The organism is Prevotella sp. P4-51, from assembly GCF_002251455.1.
Taxonomy (GTDB): domain Bacteria; phylum Bacteroidota; class Bacteroidia; order Bacteroidales; family Bacteroidaceae; genus Prevotella.
This window is the reverse complement of sequence record NZ_NPJM01000051.1, coordinates 40,283-49,826: the sequence shown is the minus strand read 5'-3', so window position 1 is coordinate 49,826 and position 9,544 is coordinate 40,283. Positions and strand designations below refer to the sequence as shown.

Genomic DNA, 9,544 nt, shown 5'->3' with positions numbered 1-9,544 from the left:
ACCCCACCCCCACTTTGTCAACTACTCATCAACTTATATCATGAACCGTAGAATCATTACTACCCTCTGCCTGATGGCGGTAACCATAGGCATGATGGCATCCAACGATGTCAAGACGGCGCAGAATCTGGCGCGACGTATACTGGGCAACAAGGCCCAGACAGTGGTCTTCAAAAAGATTGACTCCACAAAAGACGTATTCACCCTGGAGAGCAACCAGGGCAAGGTGGTCATCAGCGCCAACAACGCCAACAGCATGGCTATGGGCCTGAACCACTATCTCAAGAACTATTGTCACACCGCCATCTCCTGGTACAAAGACGACCCTATCGAACTGCCGGAGACTATGCCTGCTGTCAAAGAGAAGGTAAGAATAGAGTCGCGGCTTCCCATGCGTTTCTTCCTCAACTACTGCACCTACGGCTACTCGCTGCCTTGGTGGACATGGCGCGAGTGGGAACACTTCATCGACTGGATGGCACTCAACGGTGTCAACATGCCTCTGGCCATCACCGGTCAGGAATCGACTTGGTATAACGTGTGGAAGAAGTTCGGGCTCAACGATGAAGAGATTCGCTCCTTCTTCTCCGGCCCCGCCTATCTGGGCTGGCACCGCATGTGCAACTTCGACGCCTTCATGGGACCTCTGCCCCGCGACTGGATGGACCGTCAGCAGACGCTGCAGAAGCAGATACTGAAGCGCCAACGCGAACTGAACATGACTCCCGTGCTGTCGGGATTTGCCGGACACGTGCCCGCAAAATTCGTAGAGAAACACAAAGGTCTCAAATATACCGACGTGTCGTACTGGGGCTCATTCAAAGACCCCGAGCGCTACCGATGCCGTTTCCTCTTTGCCACCGACCCCATGTTTGCCAATATACAGCGCGCCTTCATCGAAGAGCAGACTCGCATGTATGGCACCGACCACATGTACTGCATAGACCCCTTCAACGAGGTAGACCCGCCCACGTTCAACTGTGACTCGCTGGCCATGCTCTCACGCGGTATATACGAGTCGCTGGCTGCTGCAGACAAGGATGCACACTGGCTGCAGATGAGCTGGACATACAAATACATGCCAGGATGGAACAGCGAACGCATGAAGGCTCTCTTCAGAGGTGTGCCACAGGGTCGCCTGATTATGCTCGACTACTGGTGTGAGAATGTACAGATGTGGAAAACCACTGAGTCGTTCTACGGCCAGCCCTTCATCTGGTGCTATCTCAACAACTTTGGCGGACGCAACCGTCTGGTGGCTCCCTCGGACCGCATATACAACTATATAGACAATACATACGAGAAGGCAGGTTCCAACTTCAGCGGTGTGGGTGCTACACTCGAAGCCCTCGATGTCAACCAGTTTGCCTTCAGCATGCTCTTTGACAAGGCGTGGAATATGCCTGGCTCGCTCAACGAATGGCGCAACTCGCTGGCTGACCAGCGCATGGGCCGCATAGACGAAAAGGCACGCAAGGTGTATCGTGACTACTGCGAACGGGTGCTCGACGTACCACGCACATACAACTACACCTTTGTGGAGTCGCGTCCGGGAATGAAAAAGAAAGATAAATGTACGCCCACGCGCGAGGCACAGAACGAAATATGGAAGGAGATGGTGAACCTCAATTCAGACCGCGACGGATACAAGATGGACGTGGTGAACATCGGCCGCCAGTGTCTGGAGGAACACTTCTACGTGCTCTGGCGCAAGTTTGTCGTGGCTTACGACTGCTACGACCTCAAGGAGATGAAGCGCCTGGGAAGTGAGATGAAAGAGGTGCTGGCCGACGAGGCTGCCCTGACCGCCTGCCACCCCGTGTTCTCCATGAAGCGATGGATAGAACAGGCTCGCAGCTGGGGCAACTCTGCCGAGGAGAAAGACTACTATGAGCGCAACGCCCGCCGCATCGTCACCGTGTGGAACAACAATCTGGCAGGACTCAACGACTATGCCGGCCGCCCATGGGACGGACTGCTCAAGAGTTTCTATCTGCCACGCTGGAGCATGTTCGTAGACCGCGCCATCGACTGCCGTGAACGGGGCATCGAGTATGATGAAGACAGCTTTGTCAAAGAGTGCTACGAGTTTGAAGAGAAGTTCTGCGAACTGGAAGTACCCATCGAATATCCCCAAAAGCAAGACCCAGTACAGCTGTCACGACAGTTGCTGAAGAAATACTTTGAATAGACGCCGGGCTGTTCATACCGAGCAGAACGCCCGAAGCCAACAAATCGCATATTCGCATACAGGAAAGCACTGTATACAAATATGCGATTGTGCGTTACGCCGCAACGGGGAGAGCCACATTAGGAGAAAACGGTAATAATTGGCGTAATATAGGTAACAATGCCAATTCAGTTTCTATATACCTTTGCATTGTAAATCGCAACATAATAAAACTATCGATTATGAAACGAGTATTGGAGTATACATCAATGATGGTTTCGGCACTCATGGTTTCTGCTGCATGTTACGGAAGTGTGAGATCATCGCAACAAAAAGAACAAGCCTCTATGGAGAGCAAAGGAAAAATACTGATTGTATTCTTCTCGCATGCCGGGGAGAACTACGGAGTGGGCAATGTGAAGGTGGGCAACACCAAACTTGTGGCCGACCAGATACAGAAACTCACGGGCGGTGACGAGTTTGAGATTGTCGCGGAGAAAAGCTACGACATGCCATATAATGCCCTCACCAAACTGGTAAAAAGAGAGGCAGAGAACAACGAGAAGCCAGACTTCAAGGGCGAGGTGAATGACATGGACCAATATGAAACCATCTTTATTGGCGGACCAGTATGGTGGGGCACCTATCCACAAGTAATGTTTACCTTCTTCGACAAATACGATTTGAACGGCAAGACCATTATCCCCTTTACCACCCATGAAGGAAGCGGGCTTGGCAATGTGGTAAACGACCTAAAGAAGCTGTACCCCAACGCCACCTTCAAAGAGGCAATGAGCATCTACGGTCATGAGACCCGCAATAATCTCTCGAAAGTAGACAAATGGTTGAAACGACTTAACTATTGACAATTATGAAAAGACTCGTAATATTTATTTTATTAACAATGATAACACTCTACATTATGGCACAAAAGAAAATAGAACAGACCGCAGGACGCATGCAATTAGGAGTGTTTGCTCCAGAGTTCGCCCACCTCAACGATGACATACTCTTCGGAGAAGTATGGAGCCGCAATGACCTACTCTCCCTCCGCGACCGAAGTATGGTAACCATTACAGCACTTATCAGCCAAGGCATCACAGACAGTTCGTTGAAATACCATCTACAAACTGCCAAGAACAACGGCATCACACGTACAGAAGTAGCCGAGATAATCACACATATCGCTTTCTATGCCGGTTGGCCCAAGGCTTGGGCTGCCTTCAATCTTGCCAAAGAGGTGTGGAACGAAGATGTGACCGGCGATGACGCCAAGGCCGCTTTCCAACGTGAGATGATATTTCCCATCGGCGAGCCTAACACAGCCTACGCTGCTTACTTCAAAGGTAATAGTTATCTTGCCCGTATCTCCACGAGTCAGATACCTTTTGCCAATGTAACCTTTGAGCCTGGATGCCGCAACAACTGGCATATACACCATGCCACAACAGGCGGCGGCCAGATGCTGGTAGGTGTGGGTGGCCGTGGGTGGTATCAGGAAGAAGGCAAGCCGGCACAGCAGATAATGCCAGGTACTGTTATCCACATTCCTGCCAACGTGAAACACTGGCATGGTGCTGCCAAAGACAGCTGGTTTGCCCACCTCGCCTTCGAGGTTCCTGGCGAAAACGCCTCTAACGAATGGCTGGAACCTGTATGCGAAGATGAATACAAAAAACTGCAATAATGTTCCACCCTATAATAGGCAATTGCGACAGATGTAGAACAGGTAACTGCCACTAACGCCTGAGACTGCAACGTACCGTGTGACAAGAATACAACGGAAATGGATTAAAAAAGCGCAGCCCCTGCCGGGTCTGCGCTTTTCTATAATGCGTACTGATACAAATTAAAGCACGATGGCACTCTCGAGCGCCAGGGTCATCATCTTGGTAAACGAATTCTGACGGTCTTCGGCTGACAACTCGGTGTGGTCGACAAAAGAGTCGCTGATGGTAAGCAGGCAGGCTGCGCGCTTGCCTGTCATATTGGCATTGTGGAAGAGGGCAAAGCTCTCCATCTCTACGCAGTCGCTGCCATTCTGCTTGATGATATCCTGCCATGTACCCTGTGAGGCATCACGATAGAAGACATCGCTGGAATGAACTATGCTGGGCTTGCACTCAATACCTATCTCCTTGGCCTTGGCCTTGATGACGTCATTGAGTTCCTGGCTTGGCTTGATGGCGTTGTCCTTGCAGCCACCCTGTACAAGAGCGTAGGAAGACTCGCTCACGGCTACCTCGGCAAGAGTGACATCCATCACCTTGAGCCAGTCGCGATAGCTACCAGCCGAACCGATGCGGATAATGTTCTCTACACCATAGAACTTGTAGAGCTCCATAGAGTAAATGCCAATGCTGGGCATACCCATGCCACTGGTCATAACTGAAACTGGTACGCCCTTGTACAGACCGGTATAGCCGAGGGCATTACGAACCGATGTTACCAACTTGACATCCTCGAGGAATGTCTCTGCTATAAACTTTGCGCGAAGCGGGTCGCCAGGCATAAGCACTGTCTTGGCGAAATCGCCCTTTGCGGCTGAAATGTGCGGTGTTGCCATTTGTTCTATTTTAATAAAGTGTTTAGGTTACAAAATTAGGCATAATCAGTCGGATGCGCAAGGAAAAGGGCAAAATTATTTTATTTTGCTGCATTGAAGGGGCAATGAAGAAAAGGTTAATCGCGGTCAAGATAATCTGTCGGCATGATTTCTCCTTGCAACAGCATGTCATCAGGAATGATTCCCTCGGGGATGTCCGTAATCTTTCCATCCCGTCCACGCGGCATGGGACCGGCGAGACCTTCCAACTCGTGGTATTCCTCATCAGGCTCTATGGTAGTAATGATGCTGCAGATATCTATTTTCTCCGCAACTTCGGTGATTCCACGCTCGTCGAGCTGTCGCTGAAGATTGGCAAGCTCGGCATCACACACGGGGCAAGTGCCGGGACAGTCGCCGACATGATGGCACTCTGCTGGCGTGTAATCCAACCCATATTCGATAGCCAGCTGCTGGCGTATGCTCCTCAGGAGGTCGCATTTCTGTCTGCCTGTAGTCATATATATAATAAGGTATATAGGGAATCAGTCTTTCTTGAGTTTCTTCAACCGTCGCTTCGCTTCGGGAATATCGGGACAGAGCTCAAGGGCTTTCTCGAAGTTTCGGATGGCGGCCTCGGTGAAATGCTCCTTCTCGCACTCGCGGCCCATGACGACATACTCGACAGCCAGTTTCTTGAGAAATTTCTCCTTCTTCTTGATTTCTTCCTTCAAACGGGCTATCTCCTGGTCCTTCTGGTTAATGACATTGAGCTTGCGACGGATGTAACGCTTGGCAACAGGGCGTTCGATATCGTAACGGCTATGGATAGCGAGGAAGAAGTTGTCCAGCGCTGCCTGCATGTCGCCTGCATCAAAGGCCTTGACGGCATCATAATACTGCTTGTCGGCCTTGCCCTGTTCGAGAGCGGCATGAATAAGCTGCTGGTTGTTATAGTTCTTGGCGAAACGGGAAACTTCGGCTTTGACGAAGACATCTTCACGCCGGATGGGGCTCTTGAGGCTGATGCCTTCGAGCGAACGGCAGCGCGAAAGGGCAACATAGGTCTGACCGCCGGCAAAAACTCCGCCGCTGAAATCGATTTTGACATTGCGGAAGGTAAGGCCCTGGCTCTTGTGGACGGTAATGGCCCACGCCAAACGCAGAGGGAACTGGCAGAAAGTGCCAAGAACAGACTCTTCAATCTTCTGTTCCTTCTCGTTGAAGGTATACTTGATATTGCTCCAGATTTCCTGCTCAACATCAAACTCCACTCCATCCTCGGTACGGACATAGATGATGGCGTCCTTACTATCCTCAACATCGAGCGAGAAACCCGTGACAGTGCCCAGAGTGCCATTGACCCACCGTTTCTCCTTGTCGTTGCGCACAAAGAGTACCTGGGCGCCCACCTTGAGTTCGAGTTTGAGTGGAGAGGGCAAGTTGTTCTCGGGGAAATCGCCTTCGATGGTTCCATCAAAGATGGTAGCATCGCCATCAAGCTCAGCCAAGCGCGTACTGTTGATGTAATCGACGGTATCGCGACGGGTGGACAGCGTAATGGAGAGCGAAGAGTCGGAGGTGTCAATGTCGGCACCCACCTGGCGATTGAGCATCTCGAGGTCGGCAGTGGTGACATGCGACGAACGGATGTGGTCCAACAGGTTGATAAAGGTAGGATTGTTCTGGCGATACACCTTGGTCAGTTCGATGCTTACCAACTGGAGGGAGGCAAAGACCTTGGCATCGAAGAAGAACTGGGAATGATAGAAAGGCGCAAGCAACTGACGGTCTTCCTCACGAACGACAGGCTCAAGCTGATAGATATCACCGACAAGGAGGAGCTGCTTGCCGCCAAACGGCTCACGCATATTGCGGTTGTAGACGCGCAGCACCTTGTCAATAAAGTCGATGATATCGGCGCGCACCATGCTAATCTCGTCGATGATAATCAGTTCAACCTCGCGTAGCAACTTGCATTTCTCGCTGGTATAGCGCAGTGTCTTACGCATATTGCGCACGCTGTAGCGGGTATCATTGGGCAGCAGGGGATGGAAGGGGAGCTTGAAAAAACTGTGAAGCGTGGAGCCACCGGCATTGATGGCGGCTATACCAGTAGGCGCGAGGATGACATGTTTCTTCTTGGTGGTCTCGGAGATGTAGCGGAGAAACGTAGATTTACCCGTGCCTGCCTTTCCGGTAAGGAAAAGCGAGCGACGGGTAAACTGTATAATTTGCAGAGCTTTCTGAAACTCTTCGTTGTCAAGATTGATATGTTCCAAACCTATGGATAATTACAAATCATCAAAACGAACTGCCTGCTCGGTGGGCTTATGGGGCTTGTGGTCGCCCTGAGAACCGGGCTCAGAAGAGGTTCCGACTTCGGACTTCTCCTCCTTTCGGATAACAGGATTGCCGTTTTCATCAAGTATTATCTCTTCCGAATTGAGCTCAAGGCTATCAGTAGCAGTACTGTCGTTCTTGGCTTTCTGATAGTAGCTGTCGCAGATGTAGTCAACGCGCGAGATGTCGGCATCGGCTGGCTTGACGAACTTGCCATGATATTGCTGGAAAGCGGGGTCTTTGAAAACCGACTGGAGGAAATAACCACAGATGGGGAGAGCCGTACGACTACCCTGTCCCAAGGCACCAGTGCGGAAATGGATGCAGCGATATTCGCCGCCAACCCATGCTCCTACGACGAGACGCGGACTGACGCCCACGAACCAAGCATCGGAATGGTTGTTGGAGGTACCCGTCTTTCCGCCAAACTCGGTATCGCGCACATCGCCGACATAGCCCCACAGACTCTGCGAGGTTCCGCCCGGCTCGCGCATACCTCCCTGGAGCAACTGCTGCATGAAGAATGCTGACTTGGTGGATATGGCTTGCTCGGACTGGGTGTCGGCCTGATAGATGACCCTGCCGTCCCTGTCTTCGACACGGGTAACCAGCATAGGTTTATGGCGACGGCCATTGTCGGCCACGGTGCAGTAGGAGTTGACCAACTCGAGAAGACGCACATCACTGGAACCGAGGGCCAAGGCGGGGGCGTCGTCGAGCGGACTGTCGATACCCATGGCGTGGGCCGTAGAGATAATGCGCTTGATGCCCATCTCCTGGCCCAAGCGTACAGCAATAGAGTTGACGCTTCGGGCGAAGGCAGACTTGAGAGGCATAGAGTCGCCGCTGAAGGTTCCATTGGCATTGGTGGGAGTCCAACGGGTCATCTCCTGCTTCTTGCTGTCAAAGACATCCATGCTAATCTGCTCGTCGCGGCGCTTATCGCACGGGGTAAGTCCCTGGTTCATCGCCTCGGTATATACGAAGAGCTTGAAGGTAGAACCGGGCTGGCGCATAGCTGTAACCTTGTCATACTTCCAATGCTTGAAATCGATGTCGCCCACCCATGCCTTTACAGCGCCGGTCTGGGGTTCCATAGCAACCATACCGCAGTGCATGAAGCGCACCATATAGCGGATAGAGTCGAGGCTGGACATCTCCATCTCAATCTCCCCATTGGCATAGTCAAAGACCTTGACCTTGTGAGGCTTGTTGAGATAATAGTCAATAGAGTCGGCGTTTTCGCCGAACTTCTCGACCAAGGCTTTGTAGAAGGGCTGGCGCTTGGCGATACCCTCGATGAAGCCGGGGATAACCTGGTGGTGCTCATCCTGCCATGGTTCCTCTTTACCCCAATGGTTGTTGAAGTTGCGCTGGATGATACGCATCTGTTTGTTGGCTGCCTCTTCAGCATACTTCTGCATACGCGTATCTATGGTAGTATAAATCTTCAAGCCACTCGTGTAGAGGTCAGGCGCTTTGTTGTCATCATCATCGGAACCGACACCTGCGCTGACGCCGACAAGCAGACTGTCGCAGGCTTCGGCAACGGCATTGCGGAAGTAAGTGGCCTGACCATCATAGTTGTCTTCCACCTTGTAATTGAGCTTGATATCGAGTTTGCTCAACTCCTCATACCGGCTTCGCGACAAATCGCCATGCTTCAGCATGTTGCTCAGCACAACATTACGACGTGAGCGGCTGTTCTCGGGATGACTCTTGGGATTGTAATAGGTGGTAGCCTTGAGCATGCCCACAAGGACGGCTGCTTCGTCGGTGGTAAGCTCCTTGGGCAACTTATTGAAATAGGTCTTGGCGGCAGTCTTGATGCCAAAAGCATTGGAACCGAAATCAACGGTGTTGGCGTACATCGTGATAATCTCCTTCTTGTTGTAACGTGACTCCAACTTCAGCGCAATAATCCACTCTTTGCTCTTGACAATCAGGATGCGCAGACCGGGAATCTTACCCAAAAGTCCAGTAGAATAGTGAGAACGGACACGGAACATATTCTTGGCCAACTGCTGGGTAATGGTAGAAGCGCCTCGGCCCTCATGGCGCAAGGCAGCATCCTTGACGGCGCCAAAGATACCAATGGGGTCAATACCGAAATGGCTGTAGAAACGCTCGTCCTCGGTATCAACAAGGGCCTTGAAGAAATCAGGAGTAATCTCTTCATACTTAACAGGGGTACGGTTCTCACTGAAGAACTTGCCAATGAGCTGACCATCAGCACTGTAAATCTCAGAAGCCTGGCTGGTCTGAGGATTAAGGATGCCGGAGAAATAACCGGGTGACTTACCAAACAGCCAAAGGAAGTTGATGTCAACAGCGCCTAAATACAAAAGGAAAGAAACGATAACGGAAACAAATCCTATCAACGCCTTTTTCCATACGGGAGCGCCCACGTAGAGGTTCTTGTACCACGCCCAAAAGGCTGTGATTTTGGCCCTACACCACAGGTAGAGGAATTTAACTTTATCCAT

Annotated in this window: 7 protein-coding genes; 3 read left to right on the top strand and 4 right to left on the bottom strand. The window is 51.3% G+C overall.

From position 1 onward, the window contains the following. The 3 genes from CIK94_RS07815 to CIK94_RS07805 form a co-directional block, all read left to right on the top strand. On the top strand, nt 1-2,191 hold a 2,191-nt coding region (locus CIK94_RS07815; protein WP_216821934.1), incomplete at its 5' end, for an alpha-N-acetylglucosaminidase. Nucleotides 2,192-2,412: 221 nt separating this feature from the next. Continuing rightward, entirely contained in the window at nt 2,413-3,036 is a 624-nt protein-coding gene (locus CIK94_RS07810) for a flavodoxin (RefSeq protein ID WP_094422441.1), read from the top strand. A gap of 5 nt (nt 3,037-3,041) precedes the next feature. Beyond that, entirely contained in the window at nt 3,042-3,857 is an 816-nt protein-coding gene (locus CIK94_RS07805; RefSeq protein WP_094422439.1) for a carboxymuconolactone decarboxylase family protein, read from the top strand. A 162-nt stretch (nt 3,858-4,019) separates the two neighbouring features. Here the strand turns inward: CIK94_RS07805 and deoD are convergent, their stop codons facing one another. From deoD to CIK94_RS07785, 4 genes are all read right to left on the bottom strand, one after another. After that, on the bottom strand, nt 4,020-4,736 hold the full coding sequence (gene deoD, locus CIK94_RS07800; RefSeq protein ID WP_094387207.1) for a purine-nucleoside phosphorylase: 717 nt from the start codon (nt 4,734-4,736) through the stop codon (nt 4,020-4,022). A gap of 116 nt (nt 4,737-4,852) precedes the next feature. Then, on the bottom strand, nt 4,853-5,236 hold the full coding sequence (locus CIK94_RS07795) for a hypothetical protein (RefSeq protein WP_094422437.1): 384 nt from the start codon (nt 5,234-5,236) through the stop codon (nt 4,853-4,855). 24 nt (nt 5,237-5,260) lie between these two features. Then, the gene (locus CIK94_RS07790) at nt 5,261-6,997 is read right to left on the bottom strand and encodes an ATP-dependent RecD-like DNA helicase (protein WP_022310282.1); all 1,737 of its coding nucleotides are present in this window, start codon (nt 6,995-6,997) and stop codon (nt 5,261-5,263) included. Between the two features lie 12 nt (nt 6,998-7,009). Next, nucleotides 7,010-9,544 carry a transglycosylase domain-containing protein gene (locus tag CIK94_RS07785; RefSeq protein WP_094422433.1) on the bottom strand — a complete coding sequence of 845 codons (2,535 nt, stop codon included), beginning with the start codon at nt 9,542-9,544 and terminating at the stop codon, nt 7,010-7,012.

What these genes read in the sequence shown, in the direction of transcription:
- CIK94_RS07805 (WP_094422439.1), top strand. Translation starts at nt 3,042, where the DNA reads ATGAAAAGACTCGTAATATTTATTTTATTAACAATGATAACACTCTAC.
- CIK94_RS07785 (WP_094422433.1), bottom strand. Translation starts at nt 9,544, where the DNA reads ATGGATAAAGTTAAATTCCTCTACCTGTGGTGTAGGGCCAAAATCACA.
- CIK94_RS07810 (WP_094422441.1), top strand. Translation starts at nt 2,413, where the DNA reads ATGAAACGAGTATTGGAGTATACATCAATGATGGTTTCGGCACTCATG.
- deoD (WP_094387207.1), bottom strand. Translation starts at nt 4,736, where the DNA reads ATGGCAACACCGCACATTTCAGCCGCAAAGGGCGATTTCGCCAAGACA.
- CIK94_RS07795 (WP_094422437.1), bottom strand. Translation starts at nt 5,236, where the DNA reads ATGACTACAGGCAGACAGAAATGCGACCTCCTGAGGAGCATACGCCAG.